Below are 26,604 nucleotides of genomic sequence, written 5' to 3'. Positions count from 1 at the left end.
AGGCTGTGATGGTCAAGGAAAGAAAATTCCGCGGTTGGTACATGGTCGGTGCCGTTCATCTTTTACTGGCGGTTATTTTTGGCGCTGCTTACTCATTCGGGGCATTTTTTACTGCATTACAGACGAACTTTGACGCAGGGCGTTTTTCTACCGCCTCAATCTTCTCGCTGACGGCGTTAATTTACTATGCCGTTGGGGTATTTTCCGGTGCCTGGAGCGATCGTACTTCGGTAAGGACGGTAACCGGCATTGGTATTTTACTGCTTTCGCTGGGATTCTTCGGCAGTAGCCTGCTGGCGTCGTCACTGACGGCGTTTTTGCTCACGTTTTGCCTGTTGGTAGGGGTTGGCGTCGGATTGGTTTACGTGCCGGCTGTTTCAACCATTCAACGCTGGTTCGTCGTTCATCGCAGCTCGGCTTCCGGCCTGGCGCTGGCTGGCACCGGCTTGGGAACGCTGGTGGGGCCGATGGTGGCCGGTGGGCTGATGCGACATTTGTCCTGGCAAAGCACTCTGCAAGTGTATGCCGTCGCTATCGCCGTGTTGGGGTTGGCTGCCGCCTTCATTTTACGAGGCCGGCCAGAGGACGTGGGCGAATATCCCGATGGGCTTCGTCCCGTTGAGGTGACCTCAATGCAGCGTCCAGGCTTCAGCGGTAGCGTCACGCTGCGAGAGGCCGCTGGCCGAGCTCAATTTTGGTGGTTTTTTATCGCGATATTTTTCGGCTCTATCGGACTGTTCCTGGCGTTGGTTCATATCAATCCTTATGCGCAGCAACAGGGGCTGCATGTAACACAAGCCAATCTGCTCATCGGTTTGATCGGCGTGGGCAATATCGGCGGCCGTCTGGTTTTGGGACGAATAGGCGACCGTCTGGGCGCGCGGCGTTTTTTGGTTATCGTCACGTTGAGTTTGGCCCTGTTATGCGGTTTTTGGAGTGTGGCGCACAGCTTTACCGCGCTGGCGATTTTCGCGCTGTTGTTCGGCGCGGCCAACGGCGGCTGTATTGCGCTGTACCCGGCAGTGGCCAGTACATGGTTCGGCACCGCCAATCTGGGCGCCATTCTGGGGGCATTGTATATCGCCGTGGGGATCGCCGCCGTTGGCGGGGGCAGCGCCGCCGGTTGGCTGTATGATTTGTATCAGAGTTACACGTTGTCTATTGCGTTGGCCGGCATGGCGGCGCTGCTGTCTGCGTTGGGGATCGTCTTGGCTTCTCGCTGTACTTCCCGGATGGGATGAGGGAGGAGTCAAATGCTATTGCCTAATGACTTGCGCTCTGCCTTGGCGTTGTTGCGGCAAGCAGGGGATGAGATTACCCCGGTGGAGAGATCGATTTCTCCCGAGGTGGAGATGATTGAAGATTTTCTCGATGCCTATCGCCAGCCTGGCGGTTCCTGGTTTGCCGATGAGCAACCGTTACGGCTTTATCGACGACCAACGCGGGGCGAGTTTCCCGTTTTGATGGGGATGTTTGGTAATCGCCGTCGTTGCAGGCTGTTTTTGGATCCCTTCGGACGTTACTCCGCAGACATATCAAATGCTCAGTTGTTGTTGCAGGCGGCGAATAGGCCGATAGCGCCCAGATTACTGGGCGGGGAGGAACGCAACTTTCACAACGTGCGTAAGCCTGCTGAAATCCTGGCTTTGCTGCCGATCCTACGTTATCTGCAAGATGATCCTGGGCCGACGGTGACGTTGGGGTTGATCTATGCGCACGATAATCGAACCGGAGCCGCGAATTGTTCTTACCACCGAGTTACCTTCAAAGAGGATTCGGCGGTGGTGGCGATTGACTCTCGTGGTCACTTACAACACATGCTTTCGACACATCTGGCGCGCGGAGAGCTACTGCCGATTTCCGTCAATATCGGGCTTGATCCGGCCATTTATCTGGCTTCGACATTGACTCGGCCTTGTCTTTCTTACGGTAGCGACGAGTTATGCGTTGCGGGGGCCCTGCGCGGCAATGCGGTGGAGATTGCGCCATGTCACGCCAATACGGGGCGATATATCGCCCATGCCGAGATCGTTATAGAAGGGATGTTGGGGGCGGAAAAAGAACCGGAGACAGCGGAGGTGGCCGGTTTTTCCTTACCTGAGTATCTCGGTTATCGCTCGCCATGTGGTATGGCCACAACACTGCAGGTTCAGGCGGTAAGCCACCGCGCCGGGGCGATATATCAGACGCTGTCGGGTCCTGGTGTGGAGCAATCCATTCTGCTTGGTTTAGGCCAAGAGTGTTCGCTGCTCGCCCGACTAAAAACAGAGGGGCTTGAGAGGCTGTTTTGTCGCGTCGCGGCTCTGCCTTCCGGCGGCGGTCACTTGCTTACCGTATTGCAAGTCGTTAAACGCGCTTGCAGTGATGACCTGCGCGTTATCGACGCAGCCAAGAGATTGCTCGGTGAGGTGCCGTCACTCAAAAATGTGTTACTGGTGGATGAGGATGTTGACCCTTATTCGGAGCGTGATGTCCTCTGGGCTATGAGTACGCGCGCCCGACTTGAACGCGATATTCATGTCAGCGCTTTGCTGCCCGGAACTTCCCTTGATCCCTCGCAATTGCCGCTCTATGGCGGGAGTGATGCGAATGGGCTCGTCAATAAATGCGTCGTTGATTGTACGGTTCCTTTTAGCTCTCGGCGGCGTTTTCAACGGGCGTTTTAATGTGAGCGGTACGCCTTTCTGTAGCCTGCCTGACCAGGCTGGCGAACCATGATGTCTGTCATGTTGAAGGAGACAAACCATGACGAATACTCTCGATCCTCGTTTCGATTCCACCCGGACTATTTGTGCTCCCAGGGGCAACGAATTGACCTGCAAAAATTGGCTGACCGAGGCGGCCTATCGCATGATTCAAAATAATCTGGATCCCGACGTCGCCGAAAACCCGCAAGGGTTGGTTGTGTATGGCGGTATCGGTCGCGCTGCGCGCAATTGGCAATGTTACGATCAGATTTTGGCCTCACTTAAAGCGCTCAATGAAGACGAAACTCTGTTGGTTCAATCCGGAAAACCGGTTGGTGTATTCCGCACCCATACCGATGCTCCCCGAGTGTTAATCGCCAATTCTAATTTGGTTCCACAGTGGGCCAATTGGGAACACTTCAGCGAGCTTGATCGCAAGGGATTGTTCATGTACGGGCAGATGACTGCCGGTAGTTGGATCTACATCGGCAGTCAGGGCATTGTGCAGGGTACGTTTGAAACATTTGCCGAAGCAGGCCGCCAGCACTATGGCGGGGATCTGACCGGACGCTGGATCCTCACCGCCGGGCTGGGGGGGATGGGCGGGGCGCAGCCGTTAGCGGCGACATTGGCCGGCGCGGTTTCGTTGAATATAGAGTGTCAGCAGAGTAGCCTGGATTTTCGTTTGCGTACGCGCTATCTCGATAAACAGGCAAAAGATCTGGATGAAGCTATCGCCTTGATCAAGGCGCACACGGCGGCCGGACAGGCGGTTTCTATAGGCCTGCTGGGCAATGCCGCAGAGGTGTTGCCTGAACTGGTTAAACGCGCGCATGCAGGCGGTATCCGACCCGATCTGGTTACCGATCAGACGTCTGCGCACGACCTGATCCACGGTTATTTGCCGGTGGGATGGAGCGTGGCGCAGTGGAAAGCAGCGCAACGCGATCCGGGGCAGCATGCCAGGTTGGCTGACGCCGCAGCTGCTAGCTGCGCCATTCATGTGCAGGCAATGCTTGATTTCGTTGACATGGGTGTGCCGGCTGTTGATTACGGTAACAATATTCGCCAGGTCGCACGCGATATGGGCGTGGAAAATGCTTTCGATTTTCCTGGCTTCGTACCGGCTTATATTCGCCCCCTGTTTTGCGAGGGCAAAGGGCCGTTTCGCTGGGTGGCGTTATCTGGCGATCCGGAAGATATCTACAAAACGGACGCCAAGGTTAAAGCGCTGTTTCCTGAAAACCAGCATATCCATCGTTGGCTGGATATGGCGCGTGAGCGCATTGCTTTCCAGGGATTGCCGGCGCGTATCTGTTGGTTGGGGTTGGGCGAGCGTCATCTGGCAGGCCTGGCTTTCAACGAGATGGTGCGTAGAGGGGAGCTTAGCGCACCGGTTGTTATCGGCCGAGATCATCTGGATACTGGCTCTGTCGCCAGCCCCAATCGTGAAACCGAAAGCATGAAGGATGGAACCGATGCCGTTTCCGATTGGCCGTTGCTGAATGCATTGCTCAATACTGCGGGCGGCGCTACCTGGGTGAGTTTGCATCATGGTGGCGGTGTGGGGATGGGATATTCGCAGCATTCGGGAATGGTGATCGTGTGCGATGGCAGTGAGGAGGCTGACCGGCGGCTTGCTCGGGTGTTGGTCAACGACTGCGGTTCCGGCGTGATGCGCCATGCCGATGCTGGCTATGAGCAAGCCGTTGCTGCCGCGAAAAGGTTTGGATTGAAACTGCCGATGCTTTGAGAATAAGAGCATATTGAGGCTTTATAGCGGTTCTTATCGGGTAGAACCGCTATTTCTCTATAGGATGATTTTTACACCGTATTGCCTGTCTTGTGAGTATTTCACCTCTGGGCATGTGACGATTTAGTCTTGGCGTCAACTTACGGTTTTGCTGTCTGGCCTTCTTGCCAGTTTTGCCAAACGTGTTCAAGCCCGAATTCGACCATCGCGAAATAGAGACTGAAATAACGCTCCGCCATGATGAAAAACGAACTGTTGAGTTCGATCACCACATTATTGGTGGTGGTCAGCAGGCCGGATTTTTCCGCCGCCTGCAGAATGCGGTTCACGTGAGCGCGAGAGACAGAACACGACTTGGCGATTTTCGCCGAGGAGAGCAGCAGAAAGGGGGAGTCCTGTCGGATACTTTCGATAAACAGCATCAACAACACCATGTGACCTGCGTCTTTGCTGATAAACAGCCCGGACTGCTGCACCAGATCGATCAGGTAGATCTCCTTGAGCATCAGTTGCCCGTAGGCGGCGAAAAAGGTGGGCAGAAAGTCGGGCGCCGCCAGCAGCGCCGCGATGGGCATCTGTGGCGCCAGCGCCTGATAGGGCTGCGCCATGGAGGCGATCAGTGCCTGGGTTTCCGCCAGCGCGTGCGGCGTAGGCTTATAGCGCAACTGGCGTTTGTCATGTTCGCAGGGTTTGACCTCCAGCCGGCGGCCGACCCGCAAAAAGAACAGAAAGGAGTCCAGGGAGTTCTCGCTGATCATGTTCTTTCCTTTAAAAAAGGCTTTGATGTCTTTCAGCCCGGCGGCGGGCTGGTGGTAGTAAATGGACAGGATGGTGGAACAAATGATGAACCGGCTGTTCCTGAAGATGATTTTGTAAAACAGCGGATGCTTCTTGTAGGTCTCTTTCAACAACTCCCCGTGTTTGACGATGGCGGCGTGAAATCCCGGTGACTGCCTGATGTTGTTGGCCTGTTTCTCCAGGTGAAACTGTAGCTGGAATCTGCTTAGACTCATTTTTCCCTATTTCCTGTACTTAAAAAATGTGCTGCTTTTTATCGTTATGGGTTTGCTGTGTATGACTTGACGATCTGTTGGCCCTGGTCGTTGATGAGGGTGGCCTGAACGGTGATCTGTGAAGGGAGTGTCGGCGCCGCAACGCCGTCGAGGTGATAATCTCGCATGCTGAACGGCGCGGTCATCATGTCGCTTTCTTGCCGCACCGGGTAATCACGTTTTCCTATGTGTACGCTTATGCGGGCGAAGGAGAGATAAAACGCCGACCGGTTGTGGCAGCGCAGCAGATAGCCGCCCGGCGATTTTTGCAGCGAGAACGAGACGGCCTCGGCCGCGTTTTCGGCGTTTCCCTTTAGCGCTTTGGGGCGGTAGAAGATTTTCATCTGCGTGTTCATCGCCAGCGTCACGCGCGACGCCAGCGGCGGCGTGGTCGGCTGGCTGGGCGGGATCTCATACAGGTTAAGCCAGAACACCGACTCCCTGTCGGTGGGCAGGGCCGCGCCGGCAAACAGGATCCGCAGCCCTTTCAGCGCCGAAGGCGGCAGGGCGAATACGCTGGGCAGGGTGACAAACGGCGCGCGCGACAGTTCGGGGGCGGCATTGACGTCGCCGTTATCGACCCAGGTTTGCGCCACGATCGGATAGCCGTTGGTGTTGAGCAACATCAGGGTTTTTTCCGTGTCACCCTCGCGGAAAATCACCCGGGTGGCGGAGGCGATGATGCCTGCCTGCGCGCCCATGGCCGCCAGCGCCAGCAGCAGGGCGCATCCCATTGTCAGATATTTCTTTCTCATCATTATTGCACCTTAACCCAGACGTAGGCCCTGGCGTCCACTTTGCCGGCGGTGACGGTTTGCCCGGGCAGCCGGGCAAGCGTGGCGGTGAGCTGGGTGGTGTAGTGGGTAAACCCCGCCGCGGTGCTGCCGCCGCCGCTGGCGCCGTTGAGCACCGGGTACCAGCCGGCGTCGTTGCCCTGCGGGCATTGCCCGGCGCTGCAACGCGCCCAGCCGACGAAGTTCATCGGCGCGCCGTTGCCGGCGTTGGCGAGTGCGATGCCCACGCCGGTGGCGACGCTGCTGTCGGTGCCGTAGCCGCTGGAGAGCAGGTAGCTCACGCCGCCGTTGGCGCTGACCAGCCCGAGCTGCTGCGCCGCGACATAGCTTTCATACGGTACCTGCAGGCCGAGGGCGGTATTGTTGCTGCTGACGCCGGACACGGCGGCGTTGTCGCATTCGATATTGATGGTGAACTGCGCCTGCGAGGTTTGCCCGGCGGTCAGCTGGCTGACGGAAATGGTCGGCAGGATCACCAGCGGCGTGACGTTGCGCGCCACGCAGGTGGCGGTATAGGTCAAGGAGGAGATCGGTGCGGTGCCCATGCCCATCGCGTTCCAGCGCCCGGTGCCCCAGGTGGCGTAGTTGGTGGTGGAGTCGCTGCCGATAGGATCCGAGGCGATGCCGGGCCCCTGAAAGGTGACATAGCCGTTCGGCTGCGTGCAGGTATAGTTCGAATTGCCGGTGGTCGAGGCCATGCCCACCAGCGGGTTGCCGGCGCTGTAGCCACAGTAGTTGCTGGCGCCCGCGCCCGGCAGCGAGCTGATGCGGATCAGATCGGCACGGATGGCGCTGAAGTCTTTCACCCGGATCTGAATTTTGCTGCCGACGGTGGCATAGCGGGTAATTGGCGCCGACTGCCAGTAGCGGGTAAAAACCTTGCCGGAATCCAGATGGGTCAGGCGGATGCCGACGTAGGGGAAGTAGGTGGCGTAGTAGTTGGGGTTGCCGTCCTGGGCGCCCAGATCGTAATAGCCGCCGACGCGATCGTCGCCGTTGGTGGCGAAGACTTCATAGATCTGCCCCGCGTCGCCGGCGTCGCATTCATACAACACCTTGTTGGGATCGGGATAGCGCGTGCCGGAGGTGAAGTCGAACACGCTGGTGCCGAGCGGCGTGCCGACGGGCTGCAGGTAAGTGCTGGTCAAATTGACCCGGCCCAGCGCCGTGCCCACCCCGCAGGGATCGCAACCGGAATCGATCGCGGGAGAAACCCGGGTGCATTGCGCCAGCGCGGCGGGCGCGCCGAACAGCGACAGGGCGAGCAGCGCCAGGGCGGCGATCGGGTAAAGAATGCGTTTCATCGTCTCTCCTGAAAATAAGTTTAACGGGCTAGCGGCACGGGGCGCTGAGCCGTTGAATCGGGCCGTCTTCCCCAGCGGGCAGGCGATAATGCAGCGTGCACTGCTGGCCGGGGGCGTCGCCCCAGTTCAGCGTCAGCGCACCGGCATTCCGGTCGCTGCGCAGATACACCTGATTGGCCTGGCCGACCATGCCTACGCTGTTGCCCGCGTTGTCCAACACGTTGGCGCCCATCGGGATCGGTGCGTTATCGGGCCGCTGTGCGGTGATCAGCAGCGCCTGGCCGCGCACGGTGTTGAAGTGCAGGCGCACCGTGGCTCCGGCATAAGGAGCGACGCGCCGCTGGCCGTCTTCCAGTTCCGCTTTGTCGTTCATGCCCTCGGGATTCAGCGCGACGGTGTTGTAGTGATAGGGCACCAGCGACGGTGCCAGGGCGTAGCCGAAGCGATCGACGCGCGCACCCTGGCCGTCCATCACCCGTGCGCCGCTGGCGCCGGGCGCCTCGATCAGGGCGAAGGTATCGCCGACATACGGCCCTAATGTCACGCCGCCGCGGTGCGCCACCACCGCCCCCTGCAGCGACAGGGAGCCTTGTCGGTACTGGCGCGCGGTGGAGAACGAGCCGGTGACGTTGGCGTAAGGCAGACGGGTTTGCAGGTTGCCGCCCCAGATGCTTTGTTGGCGATCGTCGTCGGTGGTGAAGTTCAGGCCGTAGCTGACCGGCTGTTCGTCGCCGACGCTGCCCGACAGCGCAGCCTGATAGTTGCCACCCTGGCCCTGGCTGTGGTTGGCCAACAGCGAGACGCTGGGGGCGGATGACGAACGGCCGAGCGGGAAGCTCAGCGACAGGGCGGTGACGGTCTGCGCGTTCTGCGCCAGCGGCGCGCTGTAGACATTATCCAGCGGCCCGTAGCCGCGGTAGTCGCCGTTGCTGTAGCCCAGGCTGCGGGTGCGGGTGACGGAGAGGTTAAGCGCCACGCCGTTGCCGAAGGTTTTTCCCCAGCCCAGTTGGAGCTGATTGTCGCGGCCGCGCTGATCGCGGTAGTCCTGAGTCGAGCCGGACATCGTCAGGCTGCCGAACGCCCCCATCCCCTGATTGACGGCGACCTCGAAGCGCGAACGCTGGCGGTAGGAGTCGGACTGCCAGTTTTGGCCGGTAGTGGCGGCGCGCCTTACGCCGAGCACGTCGCTGAGATCGCGAAAGCCTTCGGTGGAGTAGCGGTAGCCGGCGATGGATAAGGTGGTGTCCGTCGGGCTGAAGGTTCGGCTGTAAGAGAGGTGCAGCATCCAGCCGGAGGCGCCGCCGTCCGGCAGGCTGGCGTGGGAATAGGTGGTGTCCATGCCGAAGGCGCCCAGCCAGCTGCTGTACACGCCGCCCAGCATCATCGCCTGATAACCGTCCGCCAGCTGGTTGCCGAGGTTGAAGGTCAGGGCGTTGGTCAGGCCGTGCTGCCAGGTCACTTCGCTGAACAGATCGTTGTCGCCGACGTAGCGGGAACGGCCGACGATCGCGGAGTAGCGCGACTGGCCGGGGCGGATGGATTCCGGCACTGCGGCGAACGGCACGGTGAAGGTACTGACGCTGCCGTCGGCTTCCGTCACCACCACGGTGAGATCGCCGGCGTAGTTGGTGGCGTACAGATCGTTGATGGCGAACGGCCCCGGCGCGACGGTGGTTTCATACAGCGTGCTTTTGCCCTGCAGCACCGTCACGCGCGCGTTGCTTTTCGCCACGCCGCGTACCACCGGCGCATAGCCGCGCTGCGAATCCGGCAGCATGCGGTCGTCCGAACTGAGCTGAATACCGCGAAATCCCAGGCCGGAGAAGAAGTGCCCGTCGGTAAAGCCTTCGCCCAACAGCATTTCGCTGCGCCAGGGCAAAATTGCGCGCTGTACGTAGCGGCGGCTGGTGTCCAGGTGGCCGCCGAACTCCCGATCGTAGCGGTAGCTGGACTGCTGGCGGTAGCGCCATAGCCCGAGGTTGAACCCGCCATTCAGGTTGGCGTAGGTCGAGTCGAGATCGCGGGTTTGCCCCTGTCGGTAGCTGACGTGGTACTGGTTGAGGTTGTAATTGACGAAGGCCATCGATTCGCCGCTGTCCAGGCTGGCGGGATTGACGCTGCCGCGCGGCTGGCCGTTCAACAGCGCCTGCGGAATGCTCAGATCCAGCCGCAGCCGCGAAATGTCCGCGTTCACCGCGATGTCCTTGAGATCCCGACCGGGCAGCAGGCATTCTGCTTCGGCGGCCGCCGGCGGATTTTTCAGCCCGAAGCGCGCCAACTGCGGCCGATCGAAACAGGGCAGCACCTGCTGGCCTGCGCGCACGAAGCGAATTTGGTCGCGCTCGAGAAACTGGCCGTTGAGGTACAGATCGATCTGATAGCTGCCGGGAGCAACGGCGTCCTGCTGGTTGAACTGGCTCAGGGCGCTGTTGCTCAGCACGCTGCCGCGCAGCAGCGCGGGATCGAAGGTATAGCCGTCGGCGGCGGCGCAGCCCAGCGGCAGCGCCAGCAGCGCGCAACACCAGCGCGCAGGCAGCGGCGTCGCCTTGCGGACATCGAACATGAAAACCTCCCTGTCTGGTTTCAGCGCGCGACGTTCAGGGTGCGTGTGATTTCCACCCCATAGTCATTGATGACGCGCAGTGCGACCTGCCGCACCTCCCCGTTCACCGGCCAACTGGCCTGCGAAAACGGCGGGATCAGATCCGCCTGCGGGATGGTGATGCGCTTCGCGCCGCTCAGGATCGCGGCCTGGCTGACGTTGGCGTAGTAGCCGGTCGGGTTGTCGACGCGCAGCGCGTTGCCGACCTGGCGCAGGCTGAGCTTATCGATGACGTGGTTGGCGTCGCCGGCCAGCCCGGCCGGGCGATAGAACACTTTCAGGCGATTGGTGACCACCAGCAGCAGTTTGTTCTTGTCGCTGTCCGTCTGGCGCACGGCGGGCACCTGCAGGAAGTTGAGGTAGAACAGCGATTCGCGATCGCGCGGCAGCGGCTGGCCGACGAACGACAGCCGCACCATCTGCCCGCTGTGCGGATTCATGCGGAAGATTTGCGGCGAGGCGACAAACGGCGCATCGGCGTTTTCCGGCGTGGACTTGGGGTTATTGATGTCGAGCCAGATCTGCATCAGCGCCGGGGTGCCGTCGTCGTTGGTGAACTGCAGCGTTTTTTCCCGCGCCTCGGCGGGGTAGATCACGCGGTTGCCGAGCAGCGTCACGCTGGCCGACGCGTGGGTAGCGACAAAACTCATCAGGCAAAGCGACAGGGCGGCCCATCGGCGGGCGGAGCGGGTTATCTGCGGCATAAACGTGAACCGATAAAGGGAGCGAGTCATTCAGCGCCGCCCGGCGAAGGGCGGCGCTGGCATCAACAGGTATGGCGCCTGACGCCGGCTTATTTGTAGCTAATGGCGAACTGTGCGGTGGCGATCACCGAACCGGCCGCCACGCCGGTGTCTTCCGCGTAGTAGCGGGCCACCAGGTTCTGCGAGGTGGAGGTGGCGTCTTTGGCCAGCGTCATCGCCGACGTGGTGACGGTCGAACCGCTGGCGAACGACAGCGGCGTGGTGGCGTCGCTGTCCAGCAGTTGAATGGACACTTTGGCCGCATCGCCCGCGTTGCCCAGGTTGCCGTTGGTGGTTGGGTTGTTGCCCGCCAGCACGGTTTTGATCGCCGTATCGCTGGTTGCGGCCGCACAGCCGGTCACGTTGACGGTGAAGGTGGTGTCGCCGGCGGTGGCGCCTTTGGTGGCGAGTTTGCTGGCGGCGACGGTCGGCAGCAGAACGACCGGGTTGGATTGGTTGCCGTTAATATTCACCGAGCAGGTTTGCGTGCTGACTTCGCCTTTAAATTGCACCGTATTGGACGAAGCGGCCGCACAGGCGCCGGAGAGAGCCAGCATGGATAATGCGACTAATTTAACATTCATGTGAAATGCCCTTTAATTTACTTTAGAGAAAAGCTTTCCTGACAGTAATAAATTACTGACGTGCGGTTGTGGGTTAATCATGTTGCGCAATTGTTTTTTAAACGCGTCGGCAAACATGGATTTTCATCCTAACAAACTAAGAATTTTCCCTATAGGTGTTTTGAATAAGGCAATAAGACGAGAAGGCCTGCTGTTACATTTTTTTTCATTTGTGCTTATATCATACAAAATAGAAAATAGATCTATATCATTACGTTGCGATTTTATTGGATCGCCAGTTTTTGTGATTGAAATAATTTGAAACATTCATGCCTTTTTTGCGTATTAATCAACGTGCTGACGGTTGCGTGATTATTTGAAAAACATGTTATCAAGATGTTTTATATCGGTTTGCTTTGCAGGCGAATTACCCCAAAAAAGAGCAGCGACAAGCCGCCTGAGGTGTGGAAGCATGCGTCCATGCTGATAAGGAGAATTAAAGTGAGAGTGATTTATATCGATGGTTCACCGCTGTGCCGTTTGGGGATGAAAACATTATTGGGAGAAGGAGTGATAACCTTATCCTCGCCTAATATTAATATTATTAAAAATATAAGCCCTGCGCCTGATTTAATTATCATGGATTTTCCCCATGAAATTTATCGGTTCGAAGCGTATTTGCGATTTATTCACGCCTCACGTGCTGAATATGAAGGCGTCCGGATACTGTTCTTCGTCGATAAGACTTCGCCGCTGATCCTGGCGTTTATCGCGGCGGCGCAGCCGGATGCGATTTTGCACAAACGGGAAGCGTTGCAGGTGGTGCGGGAGACCTGCGCGGCGCTGAGCCGCCGGGAAAAGGCGGGCGAACGGCGCGCGCTGAACAGGCATCGGGCGGCGGCGATCACGCCCGGTGAGGCGGCGGTGCTGTGTGAAACGGCCCGTACGGAAGATATCCGCCTGACCGCGCGGCGGCTGAATTTGCACCCGAAAACCGTTTATTCGCACCTCAACAATGCAGGCAAGAAGTTCGGCATCCGCAATCGGGTGGAATTGCTGAAGATGATTGCGCTGCTGTAGATCACAACGAACGGGCTTGGCCGACGGCCAGCCGCCATTGCGTCATTTCGTCGGCGCCCGGCCCGGCCGCCAGCGCGAGGTTTTGCGCCGGCAGCGATTCGCCGGTCACGGCATCCACCGCGCGCAGGGTGGCAGGGTGGCCGGTTACGCGGTCAACCACGCGCAGCGGCGGCCCGGCCAGCTCGGACAGATTCCATTTGTCGCCAATCTGAATCATCGCCATCACCAGCAGCCCGAGATCTTTTCCTTTCTCCGTCGGCAGATACTCATAACGAGCGGGGCGCGTTTGGTATTGCCGCTTTTCGATAAGGCCGTGGCTTTCCAGGGCCTTGAGCCGGTCGGCCAGCGTATTGTTGGTGATGCCGGTCGAGTGGCGCAGATCGTCATAGCGCGAGAGCCCCAGCAGCAGATCGCGCATGAGAATAGCGCCCCAGCGATCGCCCAATGCCGACAGCACGTGCGCCACCGAGCACGTCATGCCTTCAAACCCTTTTGCTTTCACGTTGCTTTACCTCCGCTTGCCGCCTGATTGCCGAGAATGTTATCGCCTCGGCTTGATAACTTCAATAATTGGAGTTATTACTCTTATTATTGGAGTTTATCATTAACAGCGGCTGATGGCCTGAACGCCGGCCCGAAACCCGCGCCTTCACCGAGGAGAAAACGTTATGCCACTGTGGCAGATTTACCACCCTGAGCCGGCCTTCAGCACCGCCGATAAACGCGCGATTGCGCAGAAGGTCACTGCCCTGTATCAGGACTTTTTGCCGCGCTTTTACGTCAACGTGTTCTTCCACGCGCTGCCGCCAGGTTCGGCCTATCTCGGCGGCGAACCGGCCGATGATTTCGTGCGGGTGACCATCGACCATATCGCGCGCGCCATGGACAACGACGCAGAGCAGCAGCAATTCCTGGCGGCCTGCACCCGCATCCTGCACCCCTACATCGCCGCCCGCGGGTTGCGCTGGGAATTGCACGTCGACGAAACGCCGTTCTCGCTGTGGACGATAGACGGATTGAAACCGCCGGCGCCGGGGACGGCGGCGGGGGAGAGGTGGCGCAAGGAGAACCGGCCTTCGGCGTGGGAGGGGGAAATAGGGTGAGACTGGGGATACTCAGGACAAAAAAATCCACGCCGAAGCGTGGATTTTTCCGTTTCCGGCAGCGGAGAAAAGCGCTGCGGAGAGAGGCTTAGACGTTGAACAAGAAGTTCATTACGTCGCCGTCTTTGACGATGTAGTCTTTACCTTCGGAGCGCATTTTGCCGGCTTCTTTGGCGCCTTGCTCACCTTTGTAGGTGATGAAGTCGTCATAGGAGATGGTTTGGGCGCGGATAAAGCCTTTCTCGAAGTCGGTGTGGATCTTGCCGGCCGCCTGCGGGGCGGTGGCGCCCACCGGGATGGTCCAGGCGCGCACTTCTTTCACGCCGGCGGTGAAGTAGGTTTGCAGGTTCAGCAGTTCATAACCGGCGCGGATCACGCGGTTCAGGCCCGGCTCTTCCAGGCCCAGTTCGGCCATGAACTCGTCGCGCTCTTCGTCTTCCAGCTCGGCGATGTCGGATTCCACGGCGGCGCACACGGCAACCACCACGGAGCCTTCGGCGTCGGCGATTTTACGCACGGTGTCCAGGTACGGGTTGTTCTCGAAGCCGTCTTCGTTGACGTTGGCGATGTACATGGTCGGCTTCAGCGTCAGGAAGCTCAGGTATTTGATCGCCGCCTTGTCTTCATCGGTCAGATCCAGTGCGCGCAGCATGCCGGCGTTTTCCAGGTGCGGCAGGCATTTCTCCAGCGCCGCCAGCTCGGCCTTGGCGTCTTTGTCGCCGCCTTTGGCTTTCTTTTGCACGCGGTGGATAGCGCGCTCGCAGGTGTCCAGGTCGGACAGCGCCAGCTCGGTGTTGATCACGTCGATGTCTTCGGCCGGATCGACCTTGTTGTTGACGTGGATGATGTTGTCGTTTTCAAAGCAGCGCACTACGTGGCCGATGGCTTCGGTTTCACGGATGTTGGTCAGGAACTGGTTGCCCAGGCCTTCACCCTTGGACGCGCCTTTCACCAGGCCGGCGATGTCGACGAATTCCATGGTGGTCGGCAGAATGCGTTGCGGCTTGACGATCTCGGCCAGCTTATCCAGACGCGGATCGGGCATCGGCACCACACCGGTGTTCGGTTCAATGGTGCAGAACGGGAAGTTGGCTGCTTCAATGCCCGCTTTGGTCAACGCGTTGAACAGGGTGGATTTGCCTACGTTAGGCAGGCCGACGATACCGCATTTGAATCCCATGTTGTAATCACCTTAAATATCTTAACTATCAGCTGGTTAGGTTTAACCGGCTGCATAAAGGGCAAAATAATGCCGCCATTATACACGTAATGGGCGTTTATCTCGATCAGACTTGCTTGGCCGGGGCGAGTGCCGTGCGGGCGACCGGTTTTTGATTGAGATTTGGATCACATTTACCCATACTGGCCGTTCCGATTAACCGACAGGAAACGCGCCGGATGTATTTCTTGCCTACGCCACCCTGAGCTGTGCCCGCCTGCAGTCTGCCGCGCCTTGCGGTACCCCATACCCGCTACGCGGGGAGATGATGTCATCTGTCATAAGTGAATAATGCATGTTTAACCTGAGTAACGTCAGGATCGCGGACGTTAAAAATGAAGTCCTGGCGGGCTTTGTGGTGGCGGTTTCGATGATCCCCGAGGCGGTCGGCTTTTCGCTGGTCGCCGGTCTTTCGCCGATCGTCGGTTTGCATACCGCGTTTATTATCGGCCTGGTCACGGCGCTGTTCGGCGGCAAGCCGGGCATGGTTTCCGGCGCCGCAGGTTCCATTGTGGTGGTGCTGATGAGCCTGGCGGCGCAGTACGGCATGGGTTACGTGCTGTGGGCCACGCTGTTTGCCGGGGGGATCCAAATCCTGATCGGCGCCTTCCGGCTGGGCAAGTTCATTCGTCTGGTGCCGCTGCCGGCGATCCACGGCTTCGTCAATGGCCTGGCGATCGTCATCATGCTGGCGCAGCTGAAGATGATCGCCGGGCAGGGGCCGCTGATGTACGGCCTGGTGGCGCTGGCGATTGCGGTGGTGGTGCTGTTCCCGCGCCTGACCAAAGCCATTCCGTCTTCGCTGGCGGCGCTGCTGGTGGTTTCGGCGTTGGCGATCGGCCTCAATCTGCATACGTTGCGGGTGGGCGATCTGGCGGACATTTCCGGCGCGCTGCCGCACTTCAGTCTGCCGACGGCGCCGTTTACCCTGGAGATGGTGCGGGTGGTGCTGCCCTATGCGGTGGTGATCGCCCTGGTCGGTTTGATTGAATCGCTGCTGACCATGACGGTGCTGGATGAAATGGGCGGCAAGAAGGGCAACGGCAACCGCGAAAGCATCGCGCAGGGCGCCGGTAACGCGGTGTGCGGCCTGTTCGGCTGCTTCGCCGGCTGTGCGATGATCGGTCAGTCGATCATCAACTTCACCTCGGGGGGGCGCGGGCGCATTTCCGGCACGGTGGGCGCCATTCTGTTGATTCTGTTTGTGGTCAGCCTGTCGCGCTATATCGGCCTGTTGCCGGTGGCGGCGCTGGCGGGGGTGATGCTGGTGGTGTGTTACAACACCTTCGAGTGGAGCTCGCTGCGCCGTTTGCGCCGCATGCCGAAAGCCGATGCGCTGGTAATGATCATCGTCACGCTGATCACCATCTTTACCGATCTGGCGGTGGCGGTGATCAGCGGGGTGATTGTCTCGGCGCTTGTGTTCGCCTGGCAGCAGGCGCGCATCCGCGTGCGCCAGCGGCAGGTGGCGGGCGACGTGGCGGTGTATCAACTGGATGGCCCGCTGTTCTTCGGCTCCGCCGCCGCTTTCGCCGAGTTGTTCGATCCGCAGAGCGATCCGCAGAATGTGGTGCTGGATTTTGCCGGCACCCGGGTGATGGATTCCAGCGGCGTAGAGGCGATCGATAAGCTGACGGCGCGTTATCTGGCGGCGGGAAAAAGCATCCGCCTGCGCCACCTGAGCGGTGACTGCGTGCGCTTGCTCAAGCGCGCCGGGCCGTTCTGCAGCCATGAGCTGGACGATCCGCAGTATTACGTGGCGGAAGAGGGCTTCACTGCCGAAGATCGCCGGGTGGGAGAGGAAACCTTCAACCCGCGCGGCTAAAAGCAGGCAGCGGGCAGGGCGCCCGCTGCGGCAAGGTTCAGGCCTGCGCCTTGAAGCTGTGCAGGCGCTGAACGGTTTTTTCCAGCCCGTCCTTCATCAGCATCTCGGTGCAGCGCAGCGACTCGTCGATCGCTTCGTCAATCATCTTCTGCTCGCTGGCCGGCGGCTTGCCGAGCACGAAGCCCACCACCTTGTTCTTGTCACCCGGATGGCCGATGCCGATGCGTAGGCGATAGAAGTTCGGGTTGTTGCCGAACTTGTTCTGGATGTCCTTCAGGCCGTTGTGGCCGCCGTTGCCACCGCCGAGCTTGATTTTGGCCACGCCGGGCGGCAGATCCAGTTCGTCGTGCGCCACCAGGATCTCGCTTGGTTCGATGCGGTAGAAGTTGGCCATCGCCAGCACCGCTTTGCCGCTCAGGTTCATGAAGGTGGTCGGCACCAGCAGGCGCACGTCGTTGCCCGCCAGGTTCAAGCGGGCGGTGTAGCCGAAGAACTTGCTCTCTTCTTTCAACTGCTGATTGTGGCGCTGGGCCAGCAGATCGACGTACCAGGCGCCGGCGTTGTGGCGCGTCTGGGCGTATTCCGCGCCCGGGTTGGCCAGGCCGACTATCAATTTAATACTGCTCACTGGGAGATTCGCTATGATCAGGGTAATGGAAAGGGCCTTAGTCTACCTGTCGGGGCGGCGAATGACAAAATCCGATCTCCGCCGTCGTCGCAGGTAACAAAGACGAATGATTCATTAGCTGAATAATTCAATTTGTCCGCTAATTTTCAGCCGTGTGTTAAGAAGTGTCAATAATTCTTTACCATTTGTGATCGCCTCCGCAATCCCCTTGCCGCAGCAAGGGCTATACTTAACTTATCAAAGTGGGTTAACAAGTTGCAGCGTTATCCCGGTTGGCACATGGCAATCATGGAGGTGGCATATGAAACGTAGAAACGCGGACAGAATGGGCAACTTTTTTATGGGGCTGGGCCTGGTCGTGATGATCGGCGGCGTCGGATACTCCATTCTTGCTGAAGTATCGCAGTTCAATTTACCGCAATTTTTCGCCCACGGCGCCATCATGAGCATCTTCGTCGGCGCGCTGTTGTGGCTGGTGGGCGCGCGTATCGGCGGCCGCGAGCAGGTAGCGGATCGCTACTGGTGGGTAAAACACTTTGATAAACGGTGCCGCAACGATCAACATCGTTCGTCGCATTGATTAAAAAAGCAGAAGGGAAGCAAGAGCGGGGCAAGGGAACATCTGCCGTGCATTAAGGTTTGAGGTCATGTCGGACTACAAGTAGAAAACCCGTTGTTGCTCGCGCACCAACGGGTTTTTCTTTTTCTGCTGTCGGGCTCGCTATCTTTCCGGCGCAGTGGGCGCCGCACCGGAAAGACGACGAATCAATGCTCGAACATCGCAGAGATCGACTCTTCGTTGCTGATGCGGCGGATGGCTTCAGCCAGCATGCCGGACAGGGTCAGAGTGCGAACGTTTTTCAGTGCCTTGATTTCCGGCGACAGCGGAATGGTGTCGCAGACGATCACTTCATCAATCACCGAGTTCTTGATGTTGTCCACGGCGTTGCCGGAGAAGATCGGGTGCGTCGCGTAGGCGAATACGCGCTTGGCACCGCGTTCTTTCAACGCTTCAGCCGCTTTACACAAGGTGCCGCCGGTGTCGATCATGTCGTCGACCAGCACGCAATCGCGGCCTGCCACGTCACCGATGATGTGCATCACCTGAGAAACGTTCGCGCGCGGGCGACGTTTGTCGATGATGGCCATGTCGGTGTCGTTCAGCAGTTTGGCGATAGCGCGGGCACGCACCACGCCGCCGATATCCGGAGAAACCACGATCGGGTTTTCCAGATTTTGCTGCAGCATGTCTTCCAGCAGGATCGGGCTGCCGAACACGTTGTCTACCGGTACGTCGAAGAAGCCTTGAATCTGCTCAGCATGCAGATCCACCGTCAGAACGCGGTCAACCCCTACGCTGGAGAGGAAATCGGCGACAACCTTGGCGGTGATTGGCACACGCGCGGAACGCACGCGGCGATCCTGGCGGGCATAGCCGAAGTAAGGGATAACGGCGGTAATACGACCTGCGGAGGCGCGACGCAGGGCGTCGACCATCACAACCAGTTCCATCAGGTTGTCGTTGGTCGGGGCACAGGTGGACTGGATGATGAAAATATCACCGCCGCGTACATTTTCGTTGATTTGCACGCTCACTTCGCCGTCGCTAAAACGACCTACAGCGGCGTCACCAAGGCTGGTGTACAAACGGTTGGCAATACGTTGTGCTAGTTCCGGGGTGGCGTTACCAGCAAAAAGCTTCATATCAGGCACGAGAAGAACCTCAGGCTTGCGTCCAGAGAAGATATTGTCATGCGACATCGCCAAGGGGCAGTCGGCGACGCCGGCGCAATATACATACGGGTATGTAAAACTAAAATTGAGACCGCAGGCAGCGCAGGGATAACAGGGCCAGGTGTGCATGACCCTGCGCAGCGAAACGTTGAGCTACGACTCAAACCGCCCGGAACGGATGCGATGTAGTGGGGAGACGTTAACGCCGCGCGCTACAAAACCACACAACCACTCCGGGGCTTGATTTAACACCTGACGGGCGGCGATTTCTGTGTCGAATTCAGCAAACACACAAGCACCTGTGCCAGTCAGGCGTGACGGGGCGTATTCTAACAGCCATGAAAGAAGCTGTTCAACCTCGCGAAAACGTTTTCTTGCGATCGGTTCGCAATCATTTGCGTACGGCGCCTGCAACAGCTCACTTAAGGAGCGAACCGGGGTGTTTCTTTTCAATTCGGCGTCGCCGAAGATAACCGGCGTCGGGATGCCGACGCCGGGATGCGCCACCAGATACCATTTTTCCTGCGGCTCGGCCGGCTGCAGGCGCTCGCCGATGCCTTCGGCGAAGGCGGCGTGGCCGCGCACGAACACCGGCACGTCGGCGCCGAGGCTGAGCCCCAGCTCTGCCAGTTGGTCGTCGCCAAGACCGCAGCGCCACAATTCGTTCAGCGCCACCAGCACGGTGGCGGCGTTGGAGGAACCGCCGCCCAAACCGCCGCCCATCGGCAGGCGTTTGTCGATGCTGATGTCGGCGCCACGCGGCGCGGTCTGCAGGCCGCGTTCATTGCAATAGCGTTGCAGCAGGCGGGCGGCGCGCACGATCAGGTTCTGCTCGTCCGGCACGCCCTCGACCGGCGTCAGCAGGTGAATGCGGTCGTCCTGGCGTGGGTCGATGGTCAGGGTGTCGCCGTAGTCCAAAAACTGGAACAGCGTCTGCAGCAGGTGATAGCCGTCTTCACGACGGCCGGTGATGTACAGAAACAGGTTGAGTTTCGCGGGGGAGGGCCACTGGCGGATCATTTGAGCGTCCAGTTATCCATCTTCAGCTTGATGCGCTGGTCGCCCTGCTGCAGCTCCAGGCGGTTCGGCAGCGTCGGCTGCACCTCGTTGCTGTAGCCCTGGTAATCCACTTTCCAGGTCTGGCCGCCTTGCTGGTAGGTCAGTTTGCTCAGACGATATTGGTCATCCAGCGCAAAATCGCTGGCTTCGCCCGGCAGGCCGAGCATCCACTGGCGCAGGTTGTTCAGCGGGATCGCCATGCCGGTCAGCTTGCGGATCATCTCTTCCGGGTTGTCGCTGACGTAGCGTTTGCCCTGGTTGTCGGTCAGCTGCACCACGTTTTTCTGCACGTTGAGATCCATTTCCGTGCTGCCCAGCGGGTTGGTCAGCAGCAGGCGGTAGCGCTCCGGCGAGAACTGCTGCCAAAAGAAGCGGGCGTAGACTTTTTTCTGATCAGACAAGTAGGCGAAGGAGCCGCGGGTCTGATAGGTGCTGAGCTGTTGCACCGCCTGCTCATGGGCGCGCCACTGCGGTGAGGTTGGGCTGGTGGCCGGGCCGGTCGGCTTGGTGGTGGTACAGGCGGCCAGCACCAGGCTGGCCAGCGGGATCAGACGGAGCAAACTAACTTTGCGTATTGGCATAACTTTCTCTTGTCCTTTTGTCCTTGCGGGCATGCGCGACGAAATCCGGATTCAGCGCTCACGCTAACGGGGCGGCGGCGACGCGTCAATTTTTTGCTGCATCGCGTTGAATCTTGCCGCTTTTGCCGGCGCAATGCCAACCCGGCGCGCGCGTCGGGGTCGCCATTAAGATTAACACAATCGGCTGAAGGCGGGGGAGGCGCGCCCGATAAGCGGTGTCGGAGTTGCGCAAACGCCGCCGCTGCGTACGCCGAATAGCGTGCGCGTTATCGCAAACTGCGCTAAAATTTAAGCAATTAACCTGCCCTATGACTATTTATCCTGCTGTATTTATTGCTTATTCATTAATTGATGTCATCTATGACAGCGATTGAACGGAAGATGCGGTTGTTACTTTTATTGATCCCGCGCATCAAGTAGAATGCCGTTCAACGAGAACCCGTACCAAGATAAGTATTACTCGAAGCAATGACCCTGCTGGCGTTAGGTATAAATCACAAAACCGCTCCGGTTTCTCTGCGTGAAAGGGTGACCTTCTCGCCAGAGTCCATCGATGAGGCGCTAACCAGCTTGCTCCAACAACCGTTGGTGCAGGGCGGCGTCGTGTTGTCCACCTGCAACCGCACCGAGCTGTACCTCAGCGTAGAGCAACAGGAACACATGCACGAGCAGCTGGTCGCCTGGCTGTGCGCGTATCACAACCTGCGCCCGGAAGAGGTGAAGAAAAGCCTGTACTGGCATCAGGGCAACGACGCGGTCAGCCATCTGATGCGGGTGGCCAGCGGGTTGGACTCTCTGGTGCTGGGCGAACCGCAGATCCTCGGCCAGGTGAAAAAGGCCTTCGCCGAGTCGCAACGCGGCCAGTCGCTGTCCGGCGAGCTGGAGCGGCTGTTCCAGAAATCCTTCTCCGTCGCCAAGCGCGTGCGCACCGAAACCGAAATCGGCGCCAGCGCGGTCTCCGTGGCTTTCGCCGCCTGTACGCTGGCGCGGCAGATCTTCGAATCGCTGGCCGATCTCAACGTCTTGCTGGTGGGCGCCGGTGAAACCATCGAGCTGGTGGCGCGCCACCTGCGCGAACACAAAGTGCGGCACATGATCATCGCCAACCGCACCCGCGAGCGCGCGCAGCTGCTGGCGGACGAGGTGGGTGCGGAAGTGATCACCCTGCCGGAGATCGACGAACGCCTGGCGGACGCCGACATTATCATCAGTTCCACCGCCAGCCCGCTGCCGATCATCGGCAAGGGGATGGTGGAGCGCGCGCTGAAGGCGCGCCGCAACCAGCCGATGCTGCTGGTGGATATCGCCGTACCGCGCGATATCGAGCCGGAGGTCGGCAAACTGGCCAACGCCTATTTGTACAGCGTGGACGATCTGCACGCCATCATTCAAAGCAACCTGGCGCAGCGCAAAGCGGCGGCGGTGCAGGCGGAGTCGATCGTGCAGCAGGAAAGCACCAACTTTATGGCCTGGCTGCGCTCGCAGGGCGCGGTGGAAACCATCCGCGACTACCGTTCGCAGGCCGACCAAATTCGCGCAGAGATGGAGGCCAAAGCGCTGGCCGCCATCGCGCAGGGCGCCAACGTGGAGCAGGTTATTCACGAGCTGGCCCATAAACTGACCAACCGTCTTATTCATGCCCCTACCAAATCCCTCCAGCAGGCCGCCGGCGACGGCGACGTGGAGCGGTTGCAGTTATTACGCGACAGCCTCGGGCTGGATCAGCATTAGTTTTCTCTATTAACAGGGTTTATTACCACGCATGAAGCCTTCTATTGTTGCCAAACTGGAAGCGTTACAAGAGCGCCATGAAGAAGTGCAGGCGCTGCTCGGCGATGCCGGCGTCATCGCCGAGCAAGACCGGTTCCGCGCGCTGTCGCGAGAATACGCGCAGCTGACCGACGTCAGCCGCTGCTTCCTGGAATGGCGTCAGGTGCAGGAGGATCTGGAGACGGCGGAAATGATGCTGGACGATCCGGAAATGCGCGAGATGGCGCAGGAAGAGCTGAAACAGGCGCGGGCGACCAGCGAAGAGCTGGAACAGCAACTGCAGGTGTTGTTGCTGCCGAAAGATCCGGACGATGAGCGCAGCTGCTTCCTCGAAGTGCGCGCCGGCACCGGCGGCGATGAGGCGGCGATCTTCGCCGGCGATCTGTTCCGCATGTACAGCCGTTACGCCGAAGGCCGCCGCTGGCGCGTCGAGGTGATGAGCGCCAACGAAGGCGAGCACGGCGGCTTCAAAGAAGTGATCGCCAAAGTTTCCGGCGACGGCGTGTACGGCCAGCTGAAGTTTGAATCCGGCGGCCATCGCGTGCAGCGCGTGCCGGAAACCGAATCCCAGGGGCGCATCCACACCTCCGCCTGCACCGTGGCGGTGATGCCGGAAGTGCCGGAAGCCGAGCTGCCGGACATCAACCCGGGCGATCTGAAAATCGACACCTTCCGCTCTTCCGGCGCCGGCGGCCAGCACGTTAACACCACCGACTCGGCGATCCGCATTACCCACCTGCCGACCGGCATCGTGGTGGAGTGTCAGGACGAACGTTCACAGCACAAAAACAAAGCCAAGGCGATGTCGGTGCTGGGCGCGCGCATTCGCGCCGCCGAGATGGCCAAGCGCCAGCAGGCCGAGGCGTCCACTCGCCGCAACCTGCTTGGCAGCGGCGATCGTTCCGATCGCAACCGCACCTACAACTTCCCGCAGGGGCGGGTGACCGACCACCGCATCAACCTGACGCTTTACCGCCTGGACGAAGTGATGGAAGGCAAACTGGACATGCTGATCCAGCCGATCGTGCAGGAGTATCAGGCCGATCAGCTGGCTGCGCTGTCCGCCGAGCAAGAGTGATGGACTATCAACACTGGCTGAAAACCGCCGCCGCGCGTTTGACCCACAGCGACAGCGCCCGGCGTGACGCGGAAATTCTGTTGGGTTTCGTGACCGGCAAGGCCAGAACCTTCCTGATGGCGTTCGGCGAAACCACGCTGACGCCGCCGCAGCAACAGCAGCTGGAGACGCTGCTGGCGCGCCGCGAACGCGGTGAACCGGTGGCCTATCTGGTGGGCGAGCGCGAGTTTTGGTCGCTGCCGCTGTCGGTTTCGCCCGCGACGCTGATCCCACGCCCGGATACCGAATGCTTGGTGGAACTGGCGCTGGCGCGCCTGCCGCCGCAACCCTGCCACTTCCTCGATCTCGGCACCGGCACCGGCGCCATCGCGCTGGCGCTGGCCAGCGAGCGCCCGGATTGTTCGGCAATCGGCGTCGATGTGCAGCCGGACGCGGTTGCGCTGGCGCAGCACAATGCGCACAAGCTGAAGATCGACAACGTCCGGTTTTTACAGGGCAGCTGGTTTGCGCCGGTGGCGGGGCAACGCTTTGCGCTGATCGCCAGCAATCCGCCCTATATCGACGCCGCCGATCCGCATTTGTCGCAGGGCGACGTGCGCTTCGAGCCCGGCAGCGCGCTGGTCGCCGCCGATCATGGGTTGGCGGATCTGGCCGACATCGTGCGCCAGGCGCCTCATTATTTGCAGCCGCAGGGCTGGCTGCTGTTGGAACATGGTTGGCAGCAGGGCGAGAGCGTGCGCGCGCTGCTGCAGGCCGCCGGATTTTCCGCTGTCGCCACCCACCGTGATTACGGCGACAACGACCGCGTGACGCTCGGCCAATGGCCGGGATAAGCGCCCCTCATAATAACGATGTCCGGGCCATCTAAGGGAGCATCATGACTGCATACACCGCGTTGAAACATTTCCATTTGCTGACGGTCGCCATCAGTATTACCTTGTTTGTGCTGCGTTTTTACTGGCAGTGGCGCCGCTCGCCGATCGTGGGCCGCCGCTGGGTCAAGATAGCGCCGCACCTGAACGATACGCTGCTGTTCGTCAGCGGCATCGCGCTGGTGGTGACGTTCGGGTTTTATCCGCTGCTGGGTATGGACTCATGGCTGACCGAGAAGCTGTTTGGCGTTATTATCTATATCCTGCTTGGCTACGTCGCATTGGGCAAGAAGACCAAAAGTCAGCGGCTGCGAACCGTGGCGTTCGTGCTGGCGTTGGGCTGTCTGTATCTGATAATTAAACTTGCCACGACGAAAATACCGTTTCTGATGGGATACCTATGAGTAGCATTGCTGATTTTGAATTTAACACCTCGCCGCTGAGCGAAGGGGTGATCCTGGTGTCGCAGTCGGTAAGGCGTGATTTCCCCGCCGCCGACGTGGAGCGCAAGCTGCAACAGCTGGTGGACGAAGCGCGCGCGGCGGTGCCGGCCGACATCACACAGGAGCAGCAACTGGATGCGCTCATCGAACTGTTCTACAAAACCTGGGGATTCGGCGGCGCCAGCGGCGTCTATCGCCTGTCGGACGCCATCTGGCTGGATAAGGTGCTGGAGGGGCGGCAGGGCACGCCGGTTTCGCTCGGCACCATCTTCCTGCATATCGCCAACGCGCTGGATTTGCCGCTGCTGCCGGTGATTTTTCCCACTCAGCTGATCCTGCGCGCCGATTGGCTGGATGAAGAGCTGTGGCTGATCAACCCGCTGAACGGCGAAACCCTGAGCGAACACCAGCTGGAAGTGTGGATCAAGGGCAACCTGGGGCTGGGCGCCGAGCTGGAAGACGACGATCTCGACGAATCCGAGAACATCATGGTGGTGCGCAAGATGCTGGATACGCTGAAGGCCGCCCTGATGGAAGAAAAACAGCTGGAAATGGCGCTGCGCACCAGCGAAACGGTGCTGTGCTTCGATCCGGAAGATCCGTACGAGATCCGCGACCGTGGGCTGATTTACGCCCAGCTGGAGTGCAACCATATCGCGATTTCCGATCTCAACTATTTTGTCGAGCAGTGTCCTGAAGACCCGGTCAGCGAAGTGATCAAAGTACAGATCCACTCGATTGAGCCGAAACAGGTGACGCTGCATTAATTCAATGACTCCGTGCAGTTTGCAAGGCGACGGTTACAACCTTAACAAAGGCGAAAGCATGAAACAGAAAGTGGTTAGCATTGGCGATATCGACGTAGCAAACGATCTGCCGTTTGTGCTGTTTGGCGGTATGAACGTGCTGGAATCGCGCGATCTGGCGATGAGCATCTGCGAGCACTACGTTACCGTGACGCAAAAACTGGGCATTCCTTACGTTTTCAAAGCCTCTTTCGACAAAGCCAACCGTTCTTCCATCCACTCGTACCGCGGTCCGGGCCTGGAAGAAGGGATGAAGATCTTCGAAGAGCTGAAGAAAACCTTCGGCGTGAAAATCATCACCGACGTTCACGAAGCGGCGCAGGCGCAGCCGGTTTCCGAAGTGGTTGACGTGATCCAACTGCCGGCCTTCCTGGCGCGTCAGACCGATCTGGTGGAAGCGATGGCGAAAACCGGCGCGGTAATCAACGTCAAGAAGCCGCAGTTCGTCAGCCCGGGGCAGATGGGCAACATCGTCGACAAATTCAAAGAAGGCGGCAACGACCAGGTGATCCTGTGCGATCGCGGCAGCAACTTTGGTTATGACAACCTGGTGGTCGACATGCTGGGCATCAACGTGATGAAGAACGTGACCGGCGGCCATCCGGTAATCTTCGACGTGACCCACGCGCTGCAGACCCGCGATCCGTTCGGCGCCGCGTCCGGCGGCCGTCGCGCTCAGGTGGCCGAGCTGGCGCGCGCCGGCATGGCGGTTGGCCTGGCAGGGCTGTTCCTCGAAGCGCACCCGGATCCGAACAACGCCAAGTGCGACGGCCCGTCCGCGCTGCCGCTGGACAAGCTGGAGCCGTTCCTGGCGCAGATGAAAGCCATCGACGACCTGGTGAAGAGCTTCCCGGAGCTGGATACCAGCAACTAAGCGCTCATCGCCAAAAAAAAGCCCGACTCGTCGG

At 59.6% G+C, this 26,604-nt stretch carries 25 protein-coding genes; 13 read left to right on the top strand and 12 right to left on the bottom strand.

The features are described from left to right. The first annotated feature begins 8 nt into the window (after positions 1–8). From J0X03_RS14010 to hutU, 3 genes are all read left to right on the top strand, one after another. Positions 9–1,241: an MFS transporter gene (locus J0X03_RS14010; protein WP_046686884.1), complete on the top strand. Its 1,233-nt coding sequence runs from the start codon at positions 9–11 to the stop codon at positions 1,239–1,241. A gap of 12 nt (positions 1,242–1,253) precedes the next feature. After that, a complete protein-coding gene (locus J0X03_RS14005) occupies positions 1,254–2,666 on the top strand; it encodes a UbiD family decarboxylase (RefSeq protein WP_160204188.1) in 1,413 nt (470 codons plus the stop codon). A 79-nt stretch (positions 2,667–2,745) separates the two neighbouring features. Next, positions 2,746–4,440, top strand: coding sequence for a urocanate hydratase (gene hutU / locus J0X03_RS14000; RefSeq protein WP_069100079.1), 1,695 nt, complete (start codon positions 2,746–2,748; stop codon positions 4,438–4,440). A gap of 140 nt (positions 4,441–4,580) precedes the next feature. On the opposite strand, the gene J0X03_RS13995 is transcribed toward hutU, so the two are convergent. From J0X03_RS13995 to J0X03_RS13970, 6 genes are read right to left on the bottom strand one after another with little or no spacing between them, the layout of a single operon-like run. Beyond that, positions 4,581–5,453: a hypothetical protein gene (locus J0X03_RS13995; protein WP_160204189.1), complete on the bottom strand. Its 873-nt coding sequence runs from the start codon at positions 5,451–5,453 to the stop codon at positions 4,581–4,583. A gap of 44 nt (positions 5,454–5,497) precedes the next feature. Further along, the gene (locus J0X03_RS13990) at positions 5,498–6,250 is read right to left on the bottom strand and encodes a fimbrial biogenesis chaperone (protein ID WP_227818413.1); all 753 of its coding nucleotides are present in this window, start codon (positions 6,248–6,250) and stop codon (positions 5,498–5,500) included. Then, the gene (locus J0X03_RS13985) at positions 6,250–7,590 is read right to left on the bottom strand and encodes a fimbrial protein (RefSeq protein ID WP_160204190.1); all 1,341 of its coding nucleotides are present in this window, start codon (positions 7,588–7,590) and stop codon (positions 6,250–6,252) included. Before J0X03_RS13985 ends, J0X03_RS13990 begins: the two co-directional genes overlap by 1 nt. 28 nt (positions 7,591–7,618) lie before the next feature. Further along, a complete protein-coding gene (locus tag J0X03_RS13980; RefSeq protein WP_102984821.1) occupies positions 7,619–10,153 on the bottom strand; it encodes a fimbria/pilus outer membrane usher protein in 2,535 nt (844 codons plus the stop codon). A gap of 20 nt (positions 10,154–10,173) precedes the next feature. Next, positions 10,174–10,926 carry a fimbrial biogenesis chaperone gene (locus tag J0X03_RS13975; RefSeq protein ID WP_230358651.1) on the bottom strand — a complete coding sequence of 251 codons (753 nt, stop codon included), beginning with the start codon at positions 10,924–10,926 and terminating at the stop codon, positions 10,174–10,176. 59 nt (positions 10,927–10,985) lie between these two features. Continuing rightward, the gene (locus J0X03_RS13970) at positions 10,986–11,519 is read right to left on the bottom strand and encodes a fimbrial protein (protein WP_015377562.1); all 534 of its coding nucleotides are present in this window, start codon (positions 11,517–11,519) and stop codon (positions 10,986–10,988) included. Between the two features lie 375 nt (positions 11,520–11,894). Between J0X03_RS13970 and J0X03_RS13965 the strand changes: the two genes are divergently transcribed. Beyond that, the gene (locus J0X03_RS13965; RefSeq protein WP_230358650.1) at positions 11,895–12,578 is read left to right on the top strand and encodes a helix-turn-helix transcriptional regulator; all 684 of its coding nucleotides are present in this window, start codon (positions 11,895–11,897) and stop codon (positions 12,576–12,578) included. Between the two features lies 1 nt (position 12,579). Here J0X03_RS13965 and J0X03_RS13960 read toward each other — a convergent pair whose 3' ends face one another. Next, positions 12,580–13,080, bottom strand: a complete 501-nt coding sequence (locus tag J0X03_RS13960) for a winged helix-turn-helix transcriptional regulator (RefSeq protein ID WP_069100075.1) — start codon at positions 13,078–13,080, stop codon at positions 12,580–12,582. Positions 13,081–13,246: 166 nt separating this feature from the next. On the opposite strand from J0X03_RS13960, the gene J0X03_RS13955 reads away from it, so the two are divergent. Then, positions 13,247–13,681 carry a tautomerase family protein gene (locus J0X03_RS13955; protein WP_096242151.1) on the top strand — a complete coding sequence of 145 codons (435 nt, stop codon included), beginning with the start codon at positions 13,247–13,249 and terminating at the stop codon, positions 13,679–13,681. Positions 13,682–13,769: 88 nt separating this feature from the next. On the opposite strand, the gene ychF is transcribed toward J0X03_RS13955, so the two are convergent. Beyond that, positions 13,770–14,861: a redox-regulated ATPase YchF gene (ychF, locus tag J0X03_RS13950; RefSeq protein ID WP_025302489.1), complete on the bottom strand. Its 1,092-nt coding sequence runs from the start codon at positions 14,859–14,861 to the stop codon at positions 13,770–13,772. Between the two features lie 334 nt (positions 14,862–15,195). Between ychF and J0X03_RS13945 the strand changes: the two genes are divergently transcribed. Then, positions 15,196–16,725, top strand: coding sequence for a SulP family inorganic anion transporter (locus tag J0X03_RS13945; protein WP_160204191.1), 1,530 nt, complete (start codon positions 15,196–15,198; stop codon positions 16,723–16,725). A 37-nt stretch (positions 16,726–16,762) separates the two neighbouring features. Here the strand turns inward: J0X03_RS13945 and pth are convergent, their stop codons facing one another. Next, positions 16,763–17,353 carry an aminoacyl-tRNA hydrolase gene (gene pth / locus J0X03_RS13940; protein WP_021504829.1) on the bottom strand — a complete coding sequence of 197 codons (591 nt, stop codon included), beginning with the start codon at positions 17,351–17,353 and terminating at the stop codon, positions 16,763–16,765. Between the two features lie 301 nt (positions 17,354–17,654). On the opposite strand from pth, the gene ychH reads away from it, so the two are divergent. Further along, the gene (ychH, locus tag J0X03_RS13935) at positions 17,655–17,933 is read left to right on the top strand and encodes a stress-induced protein YchH (protein WP_033642754.1); all 279 of its coding nucleotides are present in this window, start codon (positions 17,655–17,657) and stop codon (positions 17,931–17,933) included. Positions 17,934–18,118: 185 nt separating this feature from the next. Here the strand turns inward: ychH and prs are convergent, their stop codons facing one another. The 3 genes from prs to lolB all read right to left on the bottom strand — a co-directional run bounded on the left by prs (position 18,119) and on the right by lolB (position 20,727). Then, positions 18,119–19,066 carry a ribose-phosphate diphosphokinase gene (prs, locus tag J0X03_RS13930; protein ID WP_004941061.1) on the bottom strand — a complete coding sequence of 316 codons (948 nt, stop codon included), beginning with the start codon at positions 19,064–19,066 and terminating at the stop codon, positions 18,119–18,121. A 174-nt stretch (positions 19,067–19,240) separates the two neighbouring features. Further along, positions 19,241–20,107: a 4-(cytidine 5'-diphospho)-2-C-methyl-D-erythritol kinase gene (gene ispE, locus J0X03_RS13925; protein ID WP_089196949.1), complete on the bottom strand. Its 867-nt coding sequence runs from the start codon at positions 20,105–20,107 to the stop codon at positions 19,241–19,243. Continuing rightward, the gene (lolB, locus tag J0X03_RS13920; RefSeq protein WP_025302493.1) at positions 20,104–20,727 is read right to left on the bottom strand and encodes a lipoprotein insertase outer membrane protein LolB; all 624 of its coding nucleotides are present in this window, start codon (positions 20,725–20,727) and stop codon (positions 20,104–20,106) included. The genes ispE and lolB overlap by 4 nt, the downstream gene beginning before the upstream one ends. Positions 20,728–21,195: 468 nt before the next feature. Between lolB and hemA the strand changes: the two genes are divergently transcribed. The 6 genes from hemA to kdsA are packed head-to-tail and all read left to right on the top strand — an operon-like array spanning position 21,196 to position 26,570. Beyond that, on the top strand, positions 21,196–22,458 hold the full coding sequence (hemA, locus tag J0X03_RS13915; protein WP_019454778.1) for a glutamyl-tRNA reductase: 1,263 nt from the start codon (positions 21,196–21,198) through the stop codon (positions 22,456–22,458). Between the two features lie 31 nt (positions 22,459–22,489). After that, positions 22,490–23,575, top strand: coding sequence for a peptide chain release factor 1 (gene prfA, locus J0X03_RS13910; RefSeq protein ID WP_103101226.1), 1,086 nt, complete (start codon positions 22,490–22,492; stop codon positions 23,573–23,575). After that, positions 23,575–24,408: a peptide chain release factor N(5)-glutamine methyltransferase gene (gene prmC / locus J0X03_RS13905; protein WP_122016919.1), complete on the top strand. Its 834-nt coding sequence runs from the start codon at positions 23,575–23,577 to the stop codon at positions 24,406–24,408. The genes prfA and prmC overlap by 1 nt, the downstream gene beginning before the upstream one ends. Before the next feature lie 44 nt (positions 24,409–24,452). After that, positions 24,453–24,851: a SirB2 family protein gene (locus tag J0X03_RS13900; RefSeq protein WP_033642758.1), complete on the top strand. Its 399-nt coding sequence runs from the start codon at positions 24,453–24,455 to the stop codon at positions 24,849–24,851. Continuing rightward, positions 24,848–25,657, top strand: a complete 810-nt coding sequence (gene sirB1, locus J0X03_RS13895) for an invasion regulator SirB1 (RefSeq protein ID WP_033642759.1) — start codon at positions 24,848–24,850, stop codon at positions 25,655–25,657. The genes J0X03_RS13900 and sirB1 overlap by 4 nt, the downstream gene beginning before the upstream one ends. A 58-nt stretch (positions 25,658–25,715) precedes the next feature. After that, entirely contained in the window at positions 25,716–26,570 is an 855-nt protein-coding gene (gene kdsA / locus J0X03_RS13890) for a 3-deoxy-8-phosphooctulonate synthase (RefSeq protein WP_004941087.1), read from the top strand. Positions 26,571–26,604: the final 34 nt, after the last annotated feature.

Origin of the sequence: Serratia ureilytica (assembly GCF_017309605.1) — a bacterium.
GTDB classification, from domain to species: domain Bacteria; phylum Pseudomonadota; class Gammaproteobacteria; order Enterobacterales; family Enterobacteriaceae; genus Serratia; species Serratia ureilytica.
The sequence above is the reverse complement of the archived record's forward strand: the minus strand, read 5'-3'. Positions and strand labels throughout refer to the sequence as shown.

Bases quoted from the DNA above. Each gene is read 5' to 3' on its own strand.
- J0X03_RS13945 (WP_160204191.1), top strand. From the start codon at position 15,196: ATGTTTAACCTGAGTAACGTCAGGATCGCGGACGTTAAAAATGAAGTC.
- prmC (WP_122016919.1), top strand. From the start codon at position 23,575: ATGGACTATCAACACTGGCTGAAAACCGCCGCCGCGCGTTTGACCCAC.
- ispE (WP_089196949.1), bottom strand. From the start codon at position 20,107: ATGATCCGCCAGTGGCCCTCCCCCGCGAAACTCAACCTGTTTCTGTAC.
- ychH (WP_033642754.1), top strand. From the start codon at position 17,655: ATGAAACGTAGAAACGCGGACAGAATGGGCAACTTTTTTATGGGGCTG.
- prfA (WP_103101226.1), top strand. From the start codon at position 22,490: ATGAAGCCTTCTATTGTTGCCAAACTGGAAGCGTTACAAGAGCGCCAT.
- kdsA (WP_004941087.1), top strand. From the start codon at position 25,716: ATGAAACAGAAAGTGGTTAGCATTGGCGATATCGACGTAGCAAACGAT.
- hemA (WP_019454778.1), top strand. From the start codon at position 21,196: ATGACCCTGCTGGCGTTAGGTATAAATCACAAAACCGCTCCGGTTTCT.
- J0X03_RS13990 (WP_227818413.1), bottom strand. From the start codon at position 6,250: ATGATGAGAAAGAAATATCTGACAATGGGATGCGCCCTGCTGCTGGCG.
- J0X03_RS13970 (WP_015377562.1), bottom strand. From the start codon at position 11,519: ATGAATGTTAAATTAGTCGCATTATCCATGCTGGCTCTCTCCGGCGCC.
- J0X03_RS13900 (WP_033642758.1), top strand. From the start codon at position 24,453: ATGACTGCATACACCGCGTTGAAACATTTCCATTTGCTGACGGTCGCC.
- hutU (WP_069100079.1), top strand. From the start codon at position 2,746: ATGACGAATACTCTCGATCCTCGTTTCGATTCCACCCGGACTATTTGT.
- J0X03_RS13965 (WP_230358650.1), top strand. From the start codon at position 11,895: ATGTTTTATATCGGTTTGCTTTGCAGGCGAATTACCCCAAAAAAGAGC.
- J0X03_RS13980 (WP_102984821.1), bottom strand. From the start codon at position 10,153: ATGTTCGATGTCCGCAAGGCGACGCCGCTGCCTGCGCGCTGGTGTTGC.
- J0X03_RS13955 (WP_096242151.1), top strand. From the start codon at position 13,247: ATGCCACTGTGGCAGATTTACCACCCTGAGCCGGCCTTCAGCACCGCC.
- J0X03_RS14010 (WP_046686884.1), top strand. From the start codon at position 9: ATGGTCAAGGAAAGAAAATTCCGCGGTTGGTACATGGTCGGTGCCGTT.
- J0X03_RS13995 (WP_160204189.1), bottom strand. From the start codon at position 5,453: ATGAGTCTAAGCAGATTCCAGCTACAGTTTCACCTGGAGAAACAGGCC.
- J0X03_RS13985 (WP_160204190.1), bottom strand. From the start codon at position 7,590: ATGAAACGCATTCTTTACCCGATCGCCGCCCTGGCGCTGCTCGCCCTG.
- J0X03_RS13975 (WP_230358651.1), bottom strand. From the start codon at position 10,926: ATGACTCGCTCCCTTTATCGGTTCACGTTTATGCCGCAGATAACCCGC.
- J0X03_RS14005 (WP_160204188.1), top strand. From the start codon at position 1,254: ATGCTATTGCCTAATGACTTGCGCTCTGCCTTGGCGTTGTTGCGGCAA.
- ychF (WP_025302489.1), bottom strand. From the start codon at position 14,861: ATGGGATTCAAATGCGGTATCGTCGGCCTGCCTAACGTAGGCAAATCC.
- sirB1 (WP_033642759.1), top strand. From the start codon at position 24,848: ATGAGTAGCATTGCTGATTTTGAATTTAACACCTCGCCGCTGAGCGAA.
- lolB (WP_025302493.1), bottom strand. From the start codon at position 20,727: ATGCCAATACGCAAAGTTAGTTTGCTCCGTCTGATCCCGCTGGCCAGC.